The 18,336-nt window shown below is 62.5% G+C and carries 11 protein-coding genes and 1 pseudogene; 7 read left to right on the top strand and 5 right to left on the bottom strand.

From position 1 onward, the window contains the following. Window positions 1–400: 400 nt before the first annotated feature. Window positions 401–1,478 (bottom strand): annotated as a pseudogene (locus tag G1C98_RS07080) (IS30 family transposase). Window positions 1,479–1,621: 143 nt separating this feature from the next. Here G1C98_RS07080 and relB point away from each other — a divergent pair. Together relB and G1C98_RS07070 are read left to right on the top strand one after the other, a co-directional pair. Beyond that, entirely contained in the window at window positions 1,622–1,858 is a 237-nt protein-coding gene (gene relB, locus G1C98_RS07075) for a type II toxin-antitoxin system RelB family antitoxin (RefSeq protein WP_044280333.1), read from the top strand. After that, window positions 1,842–2,111, top strand: coding sequence for a type II toxin-antitoxin system RelE family toxin (locus G1C98_RS07070; RefSeq protein ID WP_169080545.1), 270 nt, complete (start codon window positions 1,842–1,844; stop codon window positions 2,109–2,111). The genes relB and G1C98_RS07070 overlap by 17 nt, the downstream gene beginning before the upstream one ends. Before the next feature lie 419 nt (window positions 2,112–2,530). Here the strand turns inward: G1C98_RS07070 and G1C98_RS07065 are convergent, their stop codons facing one another. Continuing rightward, window positions 2,531–3,172, bottom strand: coding sequence for a tRNA (cytidine(34)-2'-O)-methyltransferase (locus G1C98_RS07065; RefSeq protein WP_003827100.1), 642 nt, complete (start codon window positions 3,170–3,172; stop codon window positions 2,531–2,533). 17 nt (window positions 3,173–3,189) lie between these two features. On the opposite strand from G1C98_RS07065, the gene G1C98_RS07060 reads away from it, so the two are divergent. The 4 genes from G1C98_RS07060 (at window position 3,190) to G1C98_RS07045 (ending at window position 12,586) form a co-directional block, all read left to right on the top strand. After that, window positions 3,190–4,095 carry an A/G-specific adenine glycosylase gene (locus G1C98_RS07060; RefSeq protein ID WP_169080544.1) on the top strand — a complete coding sequence of 302 codons (906 nt, stop codon included), beginning with the start codon at window positions 3,190–3,192 and terminating at the stop codon, window positions 4,093–4,095. Window positions 4,096–4,112: 17 nt separating this feature from the next. Beyond that, entirely contained in the window at window positions 4,113–4,745 is a 633-nt protein-coding gene (locus G1C98_RS07055) for a hypothetical protein (RefSeq protein ID WP_169080543.1), read from the top strand. A gap of 198 nt (window positions 4,746–4,943) precedes the next feature. Continuing rightward, on the top strand, window positions 4,944–8,510 hold the full coding sequence (gene rpoB / locus G1C98_RS07050; protein ID WP_169080542.1) for a DNA-directed RNA polymerase subunit beta: 3,567 nt from the start codon (window positions 4,944–4,946) through the stop codon (window positions 8,508–8,510). Between the two features lie 26 nt (window positions 8,511–8,536). Beyond that, on the top strand, window positions 8,537–12,586 hold the full coding sequence (locus G1C98_RS07045) for a DNA-directed RNA polymerase subunit beta' (RefSeq protein ID WP_169080541.1): 4,050 nt from the start codon (window positions 8,537–8,539) through the stop codon (window positions 12,584–12,586). A 242-nt stretch (window positions 12,587–12,828) separates the two neighbouring features. Here the strand turns inward: G1C98_RS07045 and G1C98_RS07040 are convergent, their stop codons facing one another. The 3 genes from G1C98_RS07040 to G1C98_RS07030 form a co-directional block, all read right to left on the bottom strand. Then, on the bottom strand, window positions 12,829–15,213 hold the full coding sequence (locus tag G1C98_RS07040; protein WP_169080540.1) for a transglutaminase-like domain-containing protein: 2,385 nt from the start codon (window positions 15,211–15,213) through the stop codon (window positions 12,829–12,831). A 139-nt stretch (window positions 15,214–15,352) separates the two neighbouring features. After that, window positions 15,353–16,723 carry a DUF58 domain-containing protein gene (locus G1C98_RS07035; RefSeq protein WP_169080539.1) on the bottom strand — a complete coding sequence of 457 codons (1,371 nt, stop codon included), beginning with the start codon at window positions 16,721–16,723 and terminating at the stop codon, window positions 15,353–15,355. Further along, window positions 16,720–17,799, bottom strand: coding sequence for an AAA family ATPase (locus G1C98_RS07030; RefSeq protein WP_240944957.1), 1,080 nt, complete (start codon window positions 17,797–17,799; stop codon window positions 16,720–16,722). Before G1C98_RS07030 ends, G1C98_RS07035 begins: the two co-directional genes overlap by 4 nt. On the opposite strand from G1C98_RS07030, the gene G1C98_RS09370 reads away from it, so the two are divergent. Continuing rightward, window positions 17,798–18,316: a hypothetical protein gene (locus G1C98_RS09370; protein ID WP_240944956.1), complete on the top strand. Its 519-nt coding sequence runs from the start codon at window positions 17,798–17,800 to the stop codon at window positions 18,314–18,316. The genes G1C98_RS07030 and G1C98_RS09370 overlap by 2 nt on opposite strands. Window positions 18,317–18,336 lie beyond the last annotated feature (20 nt).

Raw genomic sequence — 18,336 nt, 5'->3', positions numbered from 1 at the left:
GGTCGCGCTGCTCGCGCCCCTGACGGGCGGCCTGGCCGTGATGCTGTGCCTGGACGCGGCCCGGCCCGGCCGGCGCCCCAGGGCCGCGGAACGCTGGGAAGGCGAACTCCATCGGATCGCGCGAGCCACGGCCATCCAACCCGGCAAACCGGAAACAGACGAGTGATTTTTCTGTTTTGCTGTTGAGTTCGGACTGTGGGATGCTGCATGATTTGCCTGTCTAATGCCTGGCTGGCGCATTACATGATGAATGTTCAAAGCATTGAAAACGCTGGTATGCAACATTTGCCATTGTTTCATTAGAAGACCTGCGTCTTGTTTCCCTCTGGTTTTTCTCGCGGTGCTTTCCGGAAAGAAGATAGGAGGTTCTGTGGATTCGGTATAGATAAATACCCGGTGTCTATTTAGAAGTGCAACGCCCATGTTGGTCCTGCAATTCTAGCAGTTCGTCGGCGAACGCCTCGGCGGGCGTGCGGTAGTCCAGCACGCGCATGGGACGATTGTTGATCTCGTCGACGATCTCCCTGACCTCCTTCGCCATGTCCATCCGGATCTCGCACCGTTTGGGAAGATACCGCCGGATCATGCCGTTGCGGTTCTCGTTGCTTCCCCGCTGCCAGCTGGAGTACGGGTCGGCGAAATAGGTGGCCATGCCCAGCTCGTCGCGCAGACGCGCGTGCCGGACGAACTCGGTGCCGTTGTCGTGCGTGACGCTGACGCGCGCGCCGGCCGGCAGCGGACCGAACATCGCCATCTGCGCCCCGGCGCTCTCCCCGGCCGTCTTGTCGGGCACGATCAGCGCCATGAGGAACCTGGTCTTCCTCTCGACCTCGGTGTGCAGGTTGCATCCCACGCCGATCACGCTGTCGGCCTCCCAATGGCCGAATTCGCCGCGGTCGGCGGCCGACTCCGGCCGTTCGGATATGGGCACCCGGCCGGGAATCGGGAAACGCGACGTTCTCCTGCCGCCACGCCTGCGCCGCCTCCTGTGGCCGCGTGGAAGGCACCGCGCCCAGCGTTCCCGAAGCGGTTTGCTGGAGTAGATCCACCGGTAGATGGTCTCCGGGCACACGCGCATGCGCGGGTCGTCCGGCCACAGGACGCGCAGCCTCCCGCTGATGAGCAGCGGGGACCAGCCCCGGCCCAGCCATTCGGCCACCCGCGCCCACAGGCGGTCGTACGACAGGCGGTACGGCTTGCGTGGCCTGGCGCGCCTGCGGTCGGCCTTGCGCTGCGCCGGGCCCGCTATGTAGTATCTGCCCGTCCACGGGCCGGTCTTCAGCTGTTTCGGCCGGTACGGCCGGTAGGACTCCGTTCTCGTTGGACGGGAACCACGTGTTGCGCCTGACCTCCCGGCTGACCGTCGAGGCGTTGCGGCCGAGCATCAGACCGATCCTGCGGATGCTGGTGCCGTTGCCGATCTCGATCTGGATGATCTGGCGTTCCTCTTCCGACAGGTGCGAATATACTTCTCCCATAGGTGCAACATCCCTTCGGACTGGTTTTCTGGACAATTACCAATCTAACGGGTGTTGCACTTTCATTTAGACAACGGGATATTCCCTGCGAGAATCGCAAAATGCTAACATGTATAACACGTAAACATTTTGGGAGGTGCGTTATGGCCACGGCTACTGCAGCATTAAGGATGCCTGTCGAATTGGCGGCTCGTTACGATCGTTTGGCGAAAGCAACTGGCCGTACGAAGACGTTTTATATGAACGAAGCCCTTACCGAGTCGATCGATAGGCTTGAGTATGAATACGGCATTATGAAAAAGGTTGAGGATTGGCGTGCCGGCAGGCTCGAGACTGTGACGCTCGACGAGCTGGAGGAAAGCCTTGGCCTGGAAGATTGAGATCGACAAGGGCGTCCAGCGTTCGATGAAGAAACTGGATCGCAATGTCGCCAAGAGAATCATCGCAAAGCTTAGGGAAATTTCACAGTTGGAGGATCCGAGAAGCACCGGCAAAGCCCTTGTCGGTAATCTGGCAGGGCTGTGGCGTTACCGTGTCGGGGACTATCGGATCGTGTGCGATATAGAAGATGAGGTTCTACTGATTCTTGTGATTGATGTCGCGCACAGGAGCAAGGTGTACAAGCGCCGTTGATTGCTGTACCAAGGTTTCGTTGGTTCCGTCGATGAAGAAGTCAACGGATAGCATAAATTTGCCATATGAAGAAGAGAAACGGTGAGCATGACGGTCCGGCCTTGCGGACGGACCGTCATGTTTCCTCGCTCGACCCTATCGTGTCTCACTCGGCGGAGCTATGCAGAAGCCCACTGGGCTTCTACGTCACGCTCCGGTCGCAATTGGGGACGAGCCTTGCGGCTCGGCTGTGTTGTTTCCTCGTTCAGGCCTGTCGGCCTTCGCTCGGCGGGGCTACTCGGAAGCGCACTGCGCTTCCTCATCACGCCCCGGGGAGTGAGGATTAGGGGCCGGCCTGCGGCCGGACTGCCACGTTTCCTCGTTCAGGCCTGTCGGCCTTCACTCGGCGGAGCTACTCGGAAGCCCACAGGGCTTCCTCCTCACGCTCCGCCCTTGAATCCCATTTGGCGCCAGGCTTCGTAGATGGCGATGGAGGCGCAGTTGGTGAGATTCAGACTGCGCAGGCTCGGGCGCATCGGCAGACGCACCTGCTCAGCCACATGCGGGCCGGCCATAATGTCCATCGGATCGGGAATATTGCCCGGTTCCGGGCCGAACAGCAGAATGTCGGTCGGCTTGTACTCGATGTCGGTGTACAACTTGGTGGCGTGCGCGGTGAAGGCGATGATGCGCGAATCGGGCATCGATTCCACCAGATCCTCGAAATTCGGGTGCAGCACCACATGAGCCATGTCGTGGTAGTCAAGCCCCGCGCGGCGCAGCTTGGTGTCGCGCAGATTGAAGCCCAACGGTTCCACCAGGTGCAGGATCGTGCCGGTTACGGCGCACAGGCGGATCGCGGAGCCCGTGTTGCCGGGAATGCGCGGAGAGTAGTAGCACAGGTGCGGCGTGGAGGTCTCCGCCTTGGCCGCATCCTTCGCGCTCAGCATGGCGTCCACCACGGAAATCGGGTTGCCGTGCGCGTCGGTCACCAGCTCGTCCGGCCCATAATTGGACTTGCGATACCCGTATTCGAACATCTTCTCGACTTGATCTTCGGGATTTGCTGCTTCGTTAGTCATGAATGCTAAGAATAGGAATGATGAACGACACCAAGAACCCTAACGCGGCCGATATCGCATTGCGCTTGGCCGCATGGTGGGAGACTGCCGCCCGTGACCTGCCGTGGCGCTTCGGCCGTGCCAGCGACTGGGGCGTCCTTGTTTCCGAAGTGATGAGCCAACAGACACAGATGAGCCGAGTCGTGCCATATTGGACGGCATGGATGGAGCGCTGGCCCGACGCTCGTGCGCTCGCCGGGGCGCCCAAGGCCGAGGTCATCACTGCTTGGGGGCGCCTGGGCTACCCGCGCCGTGCCCTGCGCTTGCAGGAATGCGCACGCACCGTGGCCGAGCAATACGACAACCAGCTGCCGCACACCTATGATGAGCTGCTGGCTTTGCCGGGCGTGGGCGATTACACCGCCAGCGCGGTGATGAGCTTCGCCTTCGGAGAGCGCATCGCCGTGATCGATACCAATATCCGCCGCGTGATCTCGCGTGTATTCCGCGGCGAGGAATCCTTCGGCGGTGCGGCAAGTCCGGTGGAGCGTGAGACGGCGCGCCGTCTGCTTCCGGAGAACGACCGCGCATCCGTGACCTGGAACCAGTCGGTGATGGAACTCGGCGCAACGGTGTGCACCGCCAAGGCGCCGCTGTGCGATCGGTGCCCGATCGCCGGACAATGCGTGTTCCTGCGTAATGGCAGGCCAGGCTTGGGGGAGCGGCGTACCCGGCCGCGCCAACGGTTCCAGGGTACGGATCGCCAGGTGCGTGGGCTGGTACTCAACGCGTTGCGCGAATTGCCGGCGGACTCGGTATTGGAGCGCGAGCAGGCGGAACGGCTATGGAAGGACCGTATCCAGCTTGACGCGTGCATTGCCTCGTTGGATGATGACGGTCTTGTCGAGATGCTTCCCGACGGCTCGTTACGCCTGCCTCAGTAGGTAGACTGGGGGACGTTATGGCACAGGTCAGGAATCGTAAGCGCAAAGTCAGTAAGCAGCAGCAGGCGGTGTATCGTCGTCGTCGCATCGTCGTCGGTGTCGCATTGGTGTTGATTGTTGCGCTGGTCGTATTCTGCGTGTACAGCATCGGCCGTGGCATCAGCGAGGTGGGGCAGAACATGGACGCCCGCGCCGCAAGCCATGTGGACATCAGCCGTCAAGCCACGCCGCAGCCGCATCGCACCACCGGCATCAAGAACTGCGATTCGTCGACCGTGCACATGCAGCTCGCCGCAAAGGCGTCGGAGGTCGCCGCAGGCGGTTCGCTCGAATGGACGGAGACGATCACGCACGACGGCACCAAATCCTGCCTGATCGACGTGTCGGATTCCTCCGTGGTGCTCACCATCACCTCGGGCAGCGACACCGTCTGGCGGTCCGACGTGTGCCCGGCCGAAAGCGACCTGCTGCTCATGGCCAAGGGCGACAGGAAGATCCGCGCGGTCACGTGGAACACCAATCGTACCGGCCAGGAATGCGCAGAGGACAAGGATCTGCCCAAGGTCGACAAGGGCACGTACGTGGGGCAGCTGGTGCTGAAAAGCGACCCGACGGTCGCCAGCGACCCGGTCAGCATCGAAGTGAAATAACAATCCAATCACACCCTCAGCCGGGCCGTAGCATTACGTCCGTACCGTGGACTACTATTTGAATTTTGCGTAAGGTATGTCATATTGCGGGCATACCGCACAACGATGAGACGCCCGCATAGGCATATGGTGGCCATGCCGGCGTTCCCCCGGGAATTTAAGTATCGATACGAATGAGCGAGCGATAAGGAACGTCCATTGGCTACGACTACAGCTAAGACGAACACCAATACCAATATTGCGCGCGCCGACCAGCATGACATCGACCTGCACAAGGCGTCGGACCGCGTGAACTTCGGTTCCATCAAGGAACCGATCGATGTGCCCTACCTGCTGGGCGTGCAGACCGATAGCTTTGATTGGCTCATCGGCAACGACCGCTGGAAGAAGCGCGTGGAAGAGGACGAGAAGAACGGCACCATCACGACGCCGCACGTCTCCGGCCTTGACGAAGTCTTCAACGAGATCTCCCCGATCGAGAACTTCGCCCAGACCATGAGCCTGACCTTCTCCGACCCGTACTTCGAGGAACCGCGCCACACCGTGCAGGAATGCAAGGAGAAGGACTACACCTACTCCGCACCGCTGTACGTCAACGCGGAATTCGAGAACGGCGAAACCGGCGAAATCAAGTCCCAGACCGTGTTCATGGGCGATTTCCCGCTGCAGACCCCGCACGGCACCTTCATCATCGGCGGCACCGAACGAGTGATCGTGTCCCAGCTGGTGCGTTCCCCCGGCGTGTACTTCGACCGTCAGCAGGACCGCAACTCCGATAAGGAAGTCTTCGGCGCGAAGATCATCCCGAGCCGTGGCGCATGGCTCGAGTTCGAGATCGACAAGAAGGACCAGCCGCAGGTCCGCGTGGACCGCAAGCGTAAGCAGTCCGCCATCGTCTTCCTCATGGCCATCGGCATGAGCAAGCAGGAGATCCGCGAGGCCTTCCAGGATTACCCGCTGGTGATCGATGCCCTGGACAACACCAAGCTGCAGACCCAGGACGAAGCCCTCAAGGACATGTACAGCAAGATCCGCCCGGCCGACACCGCCACTCCGGAAGCCGGCAAGAACCTGCTCGACTCCTTCTACTTCAACACCAAGCGCTACGATCTGGCTCGCGTCGGCCGCTACAAGATCAACCGCAAGCTTGGTCTCGAAACCGACATGAACGATCGTTCCCTGTCGCGCGAAGACATCATCGCCACGATCAAGTACCTCGTCACCCTGCACGACGGCAAGGCCACCTTCCCGGGCAAGCGCAACGGCGAGGACGTGGAGCTGCGCGTCGACGTGGACGATATCGACCACTTCGGCAACCGTCGTATCCGCCAGGTCGGCGAGCTGATCCAGAACCAGCTGCGCACCGGCCTGAGCCGTATGGAGCGCGTGGTGCGCGAGCGTATGACCACTCAGGACGCCGAGGCCATCACCCCGCAGTCCCTGATCAACATCCGCCCGGTGAACGCCACCATCAAGGAGTTCTTCGGCACCTCCCAGCTGTCCCAGTTCATGGACCAGAACAACCCGCTGTCCGGTGTGACCAACAAGCGTCGTCTGTCCGCACTGGGCCCCGGCGGCCTGTCCCGCGACCGCGCCTCCATGGAAGTGCGAGACGTGCACCCGTCCCACTTCGGCCGTATGTGCCCGATCGAATCCCCTGAAGGCCCGAACATCGGTCTGATCGGCTCGCTGGCAACCTTCGGCCGCGTCAACCCGTTCGGCTTCATCGAGACCCCGTACCGCAAGGTCGTCAACGGCCATGTGACCGACGAGGTCGAATACATGACCGCCGACCGCGATCTCGACCACGTGATCGCCCAGGCCAACCAGGAGCTCGACGAGAACAACAACTTCGTCCACAGCGACGCCCTTGCCCGAGTCGGCGAGGAAGAGGCGGTCGATGTGCCCGTCAGCCAGGTCGACTACATGGACGTCTCCCCGCGTCAGATGACCTCGCTGGGCGCCTCCCTGATTCCGTTCCTGGAGCACGATGAGGGCCACCGAGCACTGATGGGTACCAACATGCAGCGCCAGGCCGTGCCGCTGATCGAATCCGAGCGCCCGCTGGTGGGTACCGGCTCCGAATGGCGCGCCGCCAACGATTCCGGCGACGTGATCAAGGCCGAGAAGGACGGCGTGGTCACCTACGTGTCCGCCGACATGATCCGCGTGATGAACGACGATGGCACCACCAGCTCCTACAAGCTGGCCAAGTTCCAGCGTTCCAACCAGACCACCTGCTACAACCAGCGCCCGCTGATCCACGACGGCGAACGCGTCGAGGCCGGTTCCGTGCTGGCCGACGGCCCCGCCATCCAGAAGGGCGAGCTGGCTCTGGGCAAGAACCTGCTCATCGCCTTCATGCCGTGGAACGGCTACAACTACGAGGACGCCGTGATCATCTCCCAGCGCCTCGTGCAGGACGATACCCTGAGCTCCATCCACATCGAGGAGTACGAGATCGACGCCCGCGAAACCAAGCTGGGCGCCGAAGAGATCACCCGCGACCTGCCGAACGTCGGCGAGGACGCCGTGGCCAACCTCGACGAGCGCGGCATCATCCGCATCGGTGCCGAGGTCGAGGCCGGCGACATCCTGGTCGGCAAGGTCACCCCGAAGGGCGAGACCGAGCTCACCCCGGAAGAGCGCCTGCTGCGCGCCATCTTCGGTGAGAAGAGCCGCGAAGTGCGCGACACCTCGCTGCGCGTGCCCCACGGCGAGACCGGTACCGTCATCGGCATCAAGGAGATCACCCGCGAGGACGCCGAGGAGGACGGCGACGAGCTGCCCAACGGCGTCAACCAGATGATCCGCGTCTACATCGCACAGCACCGTAAGATCACGGTCGGCGATAAGCTCTCCGGCCGCCACGGCAACAAGGGCTGCATCTCCCGCATCCTGCCGGAAGAGGATATGCCGTTCCTGGCCGACGGTACCCCGGTCGACATCATGCTGAACCCGCTGGGCGTGCCTTCCCGAATGAACCTCGGTCAGGTGCTGGAACTGCACCTCGGCTGGATCGCCCACTGCGGTTGGGACATCTCCCTCGACCCGAACGTGGAAGCCGAATGGAAGAAGCTCATCCCGAAGGGCGCCGAGAAGGCCGAGCCGAACACCCCGGTCGCCACCCCGGTGTTCGACGGCGTCAAGCCCGACGTGCTCAAGGGCCTGCTGTCCACCACCCTGCCGAACCGCGACGGCGACCGTCTGGTCGGCCCCGACGGCAAGGCCACCCTGTACGACGGCCGCACTGGCGAACCGTTCTCCCGCCCGATCTCCGTCGGCTACATGTACATGCTGAAGCTGCACCACCTGGTCGACGACAAGATCCACGCGCGTTCCACCGGCCCGTACTCCATGATCACGCAGCAGCCGCTGGGTGGTAAGGCCCAGTTCGGCGGCCAGCGCTTCGGCGAGATGGAAGTGTGGGCCCTCGAGGCCTACGGTGCCGCCTACACGCTGCACGAGATGATGACCACCAAGTCCGATGACGTCGACGGCCGCGTGCGCGTCTACGGCGCCATCGTCAAGGGCGAGAACCTGCCGCCGGCAGGCATCCCGGAGTCCTTCAAGGTGCTGCTCAAGGAAATGCAGTCCCTGTCCCTGAACGTCGAGGTGCTCAACGCGGACGGCGTTGCCATCGACATGAAGGACGAGGACGACGACCCGGTCGGCGCATCCGACGATCTTGGCTTCAACATCGGCGCCCGCCCCGACGCGGCCGCCAAGGAAGACCAGGCTGCCGCCGAGCCCGAATATCAGTGATAGCGAACGGAAGATAAGGAAACACAGTGCTGGATGTCAACGCATTTGACAAGCTGAAGATCGGCCTGGCCACCGCAGACGATATTCGTGGCTGGAGCTATGGCGAGGTCAAGAAGCCCGAAACCATTAACTACCGCACCCTCAAGCCCGAGAAGGACGGCCTGTTCGGCGAGCAGATCTTCGGACCTACCCGCGACTGGGAGTGCGCCTGCGGCAAGTACAAGCGCGTGCGCTTCAAGGGCATCGTGTGCGAACGATGCGGCGTCGAAGTCACCAAGAGCCGTGTGCGCCGTGAGCGCATGGGCCACATCGAGCTCGCCGCTCCGGTGACCCATATCTGGTTCTTCAAGGGTGTGCCGTCCCGTCTGGGCTACATCCTCAACGTGACCCCGAAGGATCTGGAGAAGGTCATCTACTTCGCCTCCTACATGGTCACCGACGTCAACGAGGAGCAGCGCCACCAGGATCTGCCCGACCTGCAGGACGAATTCGACCACGAGATCGCCAACCTCGAGAAGCGTCGCAACAACGACATCGAGGAGCGCGCCAAGAAGGTCGAGGCCGATCTGGCCGAACTCGAGGCCATCGGCGAAGCCAAGGGCCCGGCAAGGACCAAGCTGCGCAACTCCGCCGAGCGTGAGATGGCGGCGATCCGCCAGCGTTACGACGAGCAGATCGCCCGCCTGAACGCCGTGTTCGACCGTTTCAAGAAGCTCAAGCCCGGCGACATCATCGATGACGTGGACCTGTGGCGCGAAATGCAGGACCGCTACGAGGACTACTTCGAAGGTTGCATGGGCGCGGAGGCCGTGAAGAAGCGTCTGCAGTCCCTCGACCTGAAGGCCATCGCGGCCCAGCTGCGCGAGGAAATCAAGGACGCCTCCGAGCAGAAGAAGACCAAGGCGCTCAAGCGACTCAAGGTCGTCAACGCCTTCCTGACCACCGGCAACAAGCCGGAGGCCATGGTGCTCGACGTGATCCCGGTCATCCCGCCGGATCTGCGCCCGATGGTCCAGCTCGACGGCGGCCGTTTCGCCACCTCCGATCTGAACGATCTGTACCGTCGCGTGATCAACCGCAACAACCGTCTGAAGCGACTCATCGAGCTCGGCGCCCCGGAGATCATGCTCAACAACGAGAAGCGCATGCTGCAGGAAGCCGTCGACTCCCTGTTCGACAACGGCCGTCGCGGCCGCCCTGTCACCGGTGCCTCCAACCGCCCGCTGAAGTCCCTGAGCGACATGCTCAAGGGCAAGCAGGGCCGCTTCCGTCAGAACCTGCTGGGTAAGCGTGTGGATTACTCCGGCCGTTCCGTGATCGTGGTCGGTCCGGAACTGCGCATGCACCAGTGCGGTCTGCCCAAGCCGATGGCTCTGGAGCTGTTCAAGCCGTTCGTGATCAAGCGTCTGGTGGATCAGGGCTTCGCCCAGAACATGAAGAGCGCCAAGCGTCTGGTCGACCGTGGCGACTCCGCCGTGTGGGGTGTGCTCGAGGAGGTCATCTCCGAGCATCCCGTGCTGCTGAACCGTGCGCCTACGCTGCACCGTCTGGGCATTCAGGCCTTCGAGCCGATCCTGGTCGAAGGCAAGGCCATCCACCTGCCGCCGCTGGCCTGCGCCGCCTTCAACGCCGACTTCGATGGCGATCAGATGGCAGTCCACCTGCCGCTGAGCGCCGAAGCCCAGGCCGAGGCACGCTCGCTGATGATGGCTTCCGACAACATCCTGAAGCCGGCCGACGGCCACACCGTGACCATGCCGTCCCAGGATATGATCCTCGGTCTGTACTACCTGTCCACCGTGATGGAAGGCGCCAAGGGCCAGGGCCGCGTGTTCTCCTCGCTGGCCGAGGCCGAAATGGCCCTCGACCTGCACGAGATCGACATGCAGGCCGAAGTGCTCATCCGCATGCCCGCCGACTTCGTGCTGCCGGAAGGCTGGGAGCCGCGCGAGATCAAGGTCGTCGACAAGGACGGCCACGACGATCTCGAAACCGTCAAGGAAGAGCGCTTCCACGACGGCACCACGCTGTTCGCCACCTCCTACGGCCGTGTGCTGTTCAACGAGACCCTGCCCGTCGACTACCCGTTCGTGAACGTGGCCGTCGGCAAGAAGCAGCTGTCCAAGATCGTCGATGACATCGCGACCCGCTACTCCACCGCACAGGTGGCCGCCTCCCTGGATGCCCTGAAGGACATGGGCTTCACCCGCGCACCGTGGTCCGGTGTCTCCTTCGCCTTCTCCGACGTTATCGAACCGCCGGAGCGCGAGGAGCTCATCGCCAAGTATGAGGACGAGGCCGCACAGGTCAACGAGAACTTCGAAATGGGTCTTATGACCGAAGAGGAGCGTCGTAACGAGCTCATCAAGCTCTGGACCGAATGCACCGCCGAGGTCTCCAAGGCCGTCGAGAAGCACTTCGACGCCAAGAACAACCTGGCCATCATCGTGCAGTCCGGTGCACGAGGAAACATGATGCAGATCAACCAGATCGCAGGTATGCGAGGCCTGGTGGCAAACCCGAAGGGCGAGATCATTCCTCGACCTGTGAAGTCCAACTATCGCGACGGCCTGTCCGTGCTGGAGTACTTCATCTCCCAGCACGGTGCACGTAAGGGTCTGGCCGATACCGCACTGCGTACCGCAGAATCCGGTTACCTGACCCGTCGTCTGGTGGATGTCTCCCAGGACGTGATCGTGCGCGAAGAGGATTGCGGCACCAAGGCCGGCATCGACGTGCAGGTCTCCGAGCGCAACGCGAACGGCGATCTCGTGCTCGTCAAGAACGCCGACGGCGGCCCGTACTCCCGTCTGCTCGCGGCCGATGTCATCGACCCGGCCGACGGCAAGACCGTGCTGTACAAGCGTAACGACGCCCTGTCCATGGACGTGCTCAACGATCTCGTGGCGCACGGCGTGGAATACGTCAAGTGCCGTTCCGTGCTGTCCTGCGAATCCAAGCGTGGCGTGTGCGCCAAGTGCTACGGCTGGTCCATGGCGACCAACAAGCTCGTCGACGTCGGCGAGACCGTCGGCATCGTGGCGGCACAGTCCATCGGCGAGCCTGGTACCCAGCTGACGCTGCGTTCCTTCCACTCCGGCGGCGTCGCCTCCGCTTCCGATATCACCCAGGGTCTTCCGCGTGTCACCGAGCTTTTCGAAGCTCGTACGCCGAAGGGCGAGTCCCCGATCACCGAATTCGCGGGCACGATCAAGATCACGGACACCGACCGTGGCCGTCAGATCATTCTGAACCCGGATTCCGATTCCGGCGCTCCGACCGAAGACGGTGCGATCAAGCCGATCGTGTACAACGTCTCCCGTCGCGTGAAGGCGCTGGTGCAGGACGGCCAGCATGTCGAGACCGGCACCCAGCTGATCGAAGGCTCCGTCGACCCGAAGAAGATCCTGCGCATCATCGGCAAGCGTGCAGCCCAGATGAACATCGTGGAGGAAGTGCACAACGTGTACCGCTCCCAGGGTGTGGATATCCACGACAAGCACATCGAGGTCATCGTGCACCAGATGAGCCGCCGCGTCACCGTGGTCGACTCCGGCGAGACCGATCTGCTGCCGGGCGAGCTTGTCGACCAGCAGCGCTTCCGCGAGGTCAACAAGGCCGCCGTGAAGGCAGGCAAGAAGCCGGCATCCGGCCGTCCGGAGCTCATGGGTATCACCAAGGCTTCGCTGGCAACCGATTCCTGGCTGTCCGCGGCATCCTTCCAGGAGACCACCCGCGTGCTCACCGACGCCGCCCTGAACGAGAAGGTCGATGACCTCAAGGGCCTCAAGGAGAACGTCATCATCGGTAAGCTCATCCCGGCAGGTACCGGCCTGGCCCGTTACCGCAACGCCACGGTTGAGCCCGACAAGGCGATCCGCGACACCATCTACCCGAACTTCGGTCTGGGTGGAGACATGGGCGAAGGCGTGGACTTCGGCGACAACGACATGTCCGATGTGGACTTCTCCCACATCGACTTCGGTGACCTGAAGCTCGGCGAGGACTTCGACCCGGACGACTTCCTCAACGACGAAGGCGGCACCGCCGACTTCGGCAACGGCGAGACCGTCTGAGCGTAGTCATCCACGCCGTTGAGAGACGGCGGGGTCTGCATGACGGGTCATGCGGACCATAGGATTGGTAACGGTGATGGCCCGGAATCGGCAACGGTTCCGGGCCATCACCGTTTTTTGTTGCTGTTGGCGGGTTTGCTGCTTGTAGGGCTATGCGAGTCGGCGGATTACGTGAGCTGGCGGATTACGTGAGCTGGCGGGCTATGTGTGCCGGTGGAGCGCGTGTGCCGGTGGGTCTGGCATTATGCACGTCGACGGGCCGGGAGTCGTGCGCGTCGAAGCCATGCGTTGAACTTCTCCGACCGCAGGAAGGTCGGCGTTGCCACGGCGAGCCAGCGGCGGTGACGAGGCAGGGCCGACAGCATCAGGGAGCGTGCTCGATCGACGTTGCGCCAATACTCCAACGCCTCGGCCGGCGTGACCGGCTTGTTGGCGAATGCGGCCTTGTCCGCCTGCTCGGCCAATGTTCGTATGGCGTCTGCGACGGCGGGGCACTGCCGGCTCATGCTCGCCGCCTGCATACGTCGGGTGCGGGTGGGGCATATGCCGGTCATGCCGATATGCCGTGCGAGCTCGGTCAGCGTGCACCAGCCGGACATCACGCACGAGCGAGGCATGGGATCGCGTCTCGCCCGGTAGATGCGCAGCATGGTATGCAAGGTCACCAGTCCCGCGCCGCCGCAGATCAGCCATAGGGGAGTGAGCCACAATGCCAGCAACCGCACGAGACGAAGCGCCGCAAGCCATGGCGATGCATGATCGGCCGGTGGCGTGCTGTCCGCCTGCTGCTGGGCATGCCTGCGCGGTTGCAAGTCCTCGCGCAGCGGATTGGCCGGCGTGGGCGATGAGCGGAGTGATGATGATTGCGAATTCGGGGGAGCCAGGTTCTGCGCGTCATCGGGGGACTTCGTCTCATCCGGTGTGGGGAAGAACGGCACCCATCCGTACCGGTCGAAGGCGATTTCCACCCATGCCTCGACATCATTGCCGGTGAATTCCGTCACCAGACGGCCATTGACCTGTTTCGCACGATCCTTGGAAAGTCTGCCGTTGCGATCCTTGGGAATGACACCGAGAACCACTCGTGCCGGCAGGGCGAGTTCCTGCGCCATCAACGCCATCAGCGAGGCATACTGTTCGGAATCGCCGACCAACCCGGTCTCCCGTAACATCGACAACATCCGATGACTGCCATGCCCGGCAAGGGAGGGATGCTCTCCATGCAGGCCATGCGAGAACCACCCTTCTGAACGCAGCCATTCGCATAATGCCTGGGCCATGGCCCCGCCATCGGTTCGCCCTCCAGCGATGCTCGAAGCCAGCGTACCGATCTCCTGCGGAACGATTCCGGCGGACGGCGAAGCACGTTTGGCGCTTGCCGAAGCGGCGATATCGGCATCGGACGGCATGGACTGCATACGCCCCTCGACGGTATAGGTCATACCATCCGGCATGCCGCCGGGATATATGGCGGCGTTCGTCTCGGCGCTGTAGAACAGGTTGTCTCGGTTGCCCGCCCCATGCAGACGTATCGAATCCGGAGTCCCGGCGATCGGCAGCCAGCTACGGCCGGCAAACCCCTCACCGATGGTGAAGGTGACGGTGGAAGCCTGCTGCCCACGGGAGGCGGTTCCGCGACGTTCGGCATCGTCGGAACCGGAACCGCGCTCGCCACCACTCGAACTCATCACACGATAGGTGGCGGATGCATTGTTATCGGTGCACCCGGAGACATTCCACACATTGCCGTCGAAGCAGGTCATCACCGCCATACGCACCGCAGTGGCGGCCGGCAGACCGTAAGCGGTGAGCACGGTGCTGTCACGATGCTCCTTCGCATACGAGCGCAGACCGGACAGCGGACTGGTGCTGTCCCGCAAGACAAGCGGCGGTTCGTAATGGTCGCGCAATATGAGTCGATGCCGTGGCATCAGCGTGCATGACCCCCACCCCATGCACAATCCCAACGCCAGAACCAGCAGTGCCGCCAGCCAGCGTCTCGGTTCCCAACAGTCGTACCTCGCGCAGAGCCAAGGCAGCAGTATGGTGATGATGGCGGCGCCCAACGCAACGGGATGCCAGCCGTCCGCGGTTCCCAACAAGGCGGAGACCACGGTGGTGGCGAGAATCGGAAGCGCGACGAGCGCTCGCAGACCGCTTTTGCGAATCAGAGCGGCATGGCTGGCAAGCAATGCGCACCATAACGCCAGCGTCCATACGGCCGGCAACGATACGGCATCCGCTCCGACCGGCGGTGTGGCGCAGATCAGATACTTGAACGAGGCAAGCAGACGGTTCCAGCGTTGGACGAGCGAATCGACGGTGAATCCCGTGGCGTCCGATGCATCGGGGAATACGATCGCCGGGCCGATATGGAACTGGCACAGCAGTATGAATGCAGCGGTAATCGTCCAATGGATATATGGACTCGAAGTATATGGGTTGGGAGATCGTTCCTGATATAGGTGGCGCAATACGGCCGAGCAGATCGCGGGCAGGCACCCGCAAACCGTTGCGGCCAGAACGGTGAGCGCCCATGCAGCCATATCGTCGTATACGTCGATGAGGTTGCCGCATGCCAGAACAGTAAGTGCGAATACGCACGCCTGATCCCTGACTGTGGCCATGATTCGTGGCATGGTTCGCCGGGGAGATGCTGTGTTCTGTGTCTCTGCCGGTTGGAGGATGACGGAGACAGGATGTGGGCGCGCCCATTCAGGAAGAGTGCGATGACGTGCCAAGGCGGATGCGATGAATGCTGCCATGCTAGACCGCCTCCTTCCATAGGCGGGGGAGCTGGGCGAGTGTTCCTACGGTGATTGTCGCTACGCCCGGGCGGAAGTCGACGGACGATTCGGCACCCTCATGCGCGACGATGATGACGCACAGGCTTCGCGGGTACAATGCCGTGACCCGTTTCCGCAGTGCCGGAAGATCATGCCGTGAACCGACCACATGGCAGTACAGCGCGACCTGCCCCTGCAAGGCCGGCGATGGCGATACGGACTGTGATGCGGGCTGCGAGGCGGACTGCGATGCGGCGCGTGCCGACGGGACGATGCCGCTGCACAGATTGAGAAACGGCAGTCTCTCCCGCACTGCGATCTGCCCGGTTGCGCTGTCTGCAGGTGGAATGCCGGCGGGCAGCGCGCTGGCGGACGGAGTACCGCCGGGGCGAATACCAACACTCAGGGAATCCTGCCGCTCCAGACAATGCACCCCGACCGAGGCTAATGCGGATACCGCCAGTTCGAATTCGTCCCTGCCGGAATACTCCGTGGCGGTCGCCTCGAACCGCACCACGCTCAACGCATGCTGCGTGCGGTCATATTGACGGACCATGGGCGTGCCGGTTCTTGCTGTGCTCAGCCAATGCATGCCGCGCACGTCATCCCCGGGAACATAGGGGCGCAGACCATGGAAGGACAGCCCCTCATCCATGGCATCCGGGCGCTCGCTGCCATCCAGGTCATGGCGGTACTGGCTCGGCGCATGAGGCAGTGCGACAGTGCTTGGGTGGATATATATGGTGCCGGCCGGGCAGAGCTGCCGGTCACGGGTCGACAGACCAAAAGGCCCCGTATGGCGAAGCGACAACGGCCCGACCGTCAATCGCGATCGGGGCGGTGCGTTCAGTTTCAGGTCGACCTGATGGGTTCCGCCGGCGGCAAGCGGAGGAACGGGCGCGGAGTGGGGGATGCCGCCGATATGCAGTACGAGCAGGGAAGCATGAGGGACGGAAACCGGGGACTGCACTGCCAGACGGATACTTACGTCATGCCCCTGCGCCGCATGGCCGGTATCGGCTTCAAGGTCTGCCGTGATGCCGTTCCGTCCAATCGGCATGAGCACGGCCGCGGCCAATGCAATCAGCGTCGGTACTGCGACCATCAGCAGTTCATGCCATCCCGTCACCCAGAACACGGCAAGCGATACCGTGCCGAATGCCCCGGCAAGCCAACCGAACGGGGTAATACGCAGCAGATTACGCGGCCGAACACGATTCACGGCACGCCGCAGGAAGGACTGAGCCAAGGTCTGTATATGCGTTGCCAGCATGGGGATGACGCTACCGACCCGTGGCATGGCCGGTGTGCACAGAAACGAGCGGAAACGCATGGCGAAACGCATCATCATGGCAGGCTCCTTTCCCTGCCAATGGATGGCACGGGAACCTGTTCCAGGATGCGCCGCATGACCTCGCTCTGGGGGACCTGCGAGCAGATCGCCTCCGCGGTGAGGGCAAGACGATGAGCCAATACGGGAACGGCAAGCTCGGCAACGTCGTCAGGCAGCACATAGTCCCGGCCATCAGCCGCCGCCGCGACGCGAGCGCACCGGGACAATGCCAACGCGCCGCGCAGAGACGCCCCGGTCTTCACCTGCCGATCGCCGCGTGTCGCCTCGACCAGACGGATGATGTATTCGCCGATGGCATCATCCATGTGCACGCGTTCGGCGACGGAACGCATGGCAAGCACCCATGCTGATGCCTGGCCTGACGCGGCATGATCTGGTACGGCATGATCCGGTACAGCATGATTCGGTACGGGCCGACCTGTCGATTTCGCCGTATTCTCCTGATCGCAGGGAACCGAGGAAACGTCTGAATCCGGCGATTCCAAGGCAGCCCCGCGAATATCGTTGCGGAGAATGGCCAACGAGGATTCACGGTCCGGGTGGCCTATGGATATGCGCATCATGAATCTGTCCAGCTGCGCCTCCGGCAGCGCATAGGTGCCCAGATGCCCGGAAGGATTCTGCGTGGCGATCACCATGAACGGCTGCGGCATGCCATGCGTGATGCCGTCGATGGTGACCTGTTCCTCCTCCATCACCTCCAATAGGGCGGATTGCGTTTTCGGCGAGGCCCTGTTGATTTCGTCGGCCAATACCAGCGAGGCGAACACCGGTCCTTTCCTCCATGAGAACCTTCCGGTGTTCTGGTCGTACAGCGTGACGCCCACCACATCGGAGGGCAGCAGGTCCGGAGTGAACTGGATGCGTCCGAAACCCACGCCCACGGATTGTGCCGCAGTGCGTGCCAATCTGGTTTTTCCGGTGCCGGGCTCGTCCTCCAGCAGCATGTGGCCTCCGGCGAACAGCACGGTGAGCAGCCGCCTGACTGCAACCGGCTTGCCGATGATTTCGGATGAGATGCGTTCCGCAAGCCAGGCAAACCCCTGCTGGAATTCCTCGATGGTCCGGGGCATGGTCGGTTTGGCGGTTGGTTTGGCAATCGGTTTGGCGGTTCCGACAGTTGATGCTGCGTTGCCGGTTGCATCTTCCCGAGCACTGCGTACGGAAGACCTGATATCGGAATCATTCTGCTGTGGCGTATCGCACTGCGGCATATCGCGTTGTGCCGTGGCCTTCGTGACCGTGGAGATATGTGTGGCATCCGATATTCGTGTCTCGTCCGATATGCATGCGTTGTTTGGGATGCGTGCACTGTCTGGAACGATTGCGCTGTTCGGGCTGCGTGTGCCGCCCGATACATGCGTGGCGTCCGATATGCGTGTGGCATCGGATATCCGCGTCTCGTCCGGCAGGCTTTCGGCGCTCGCGGGTGCCGTCATGGCATCGAGTGCGCTATCGGGTATGGGGCCGGGCGTGGAATCAGGCGCGGAACCTCGCGTGGGTACGGGCAACCGCGACAAGCGTGGTTTTGATGCGCGTGGTTTTGCAGAGAAGAACGACAAGATGGTCTCCTATTCGGTGATTGGCTGATGATGTTAGGGACGATATGG

The sequence above is a fragment of the Bifidobacterium erythrocebi genome, from assembly GCF_012932675.1.
Classification (GTDB): Bacteria; Actinomycetota; Actinomycetes; order Actinomycetales; family Bifidobacteriaceae; genus Bifidobacterium; species Bifidobacterium erythrocebi.
Note: the sequence above shows the minus strand (reverse complement) of the source record. Positions and strands in the feature narration are given on the sequence as shown.

Excerpts from the sequence above, each read along its gene's own strand:
- relB (WP_044280333.1), top strand. The coding sequence starts at position 1,622 with ATGGCCACGGCTACTGCAGCATTAAGGATGCCTGTCGAATTGGCGGCT.
- G1C98_RS07060 (WP_169080544.1), top strand. The coding sequence starts at position 3,190 with ATGATGAACGACACCAAGAACCCTAACGCGGCCGATATCGCATTGCGC.
- G1C98_RS07055 (WP_169080543.1), top strand. The coding sequence starts at position 4,113 with ATGGCACAGGTCAGGAATCGTAAGCGCAAAGTCAGTAAGCAGCAGCAG.
- G1C98_RS09370 (WP_240944956.1), top strand. The coding sequence starts at position 17,798 with ATGGTCGGTTTGGCGGTTGGTTTGGCAATCGGTTTGGCGGTTCCGACA.
- G1C98_RS07035 (WP_169080539.1), bottom strand. The coding sequence starts at position 16,723 with ATGATGATGCGTTTCGCCATGCGTTTCCGCTCGTTTCTGTGCACACCG.
- G1C98_RS07065 (WP_003827100.1), bottom strand. The coding sequence starts at position 3,172 with ATGACTAACGAAGCAGCAAATCCCGAAGATCAAGTCGAGAAGATGTTC.
- G1C98_RS07040 (WP_169080540.1), bottom strand. The coding sequence starts at position 15,213 with ATGGCCACAGTCAGGGATCAGGCGTGCGTATTCGCACTTACTGTTCTG.
- G1C98_RS07030 (WP_240944957.1), bottom strand. The coding sequence starts at position 17,799 with ATGCCCCGGACCATCGAGGAATTCCAGCAGGGGTTTGCCTGGCTTGCG.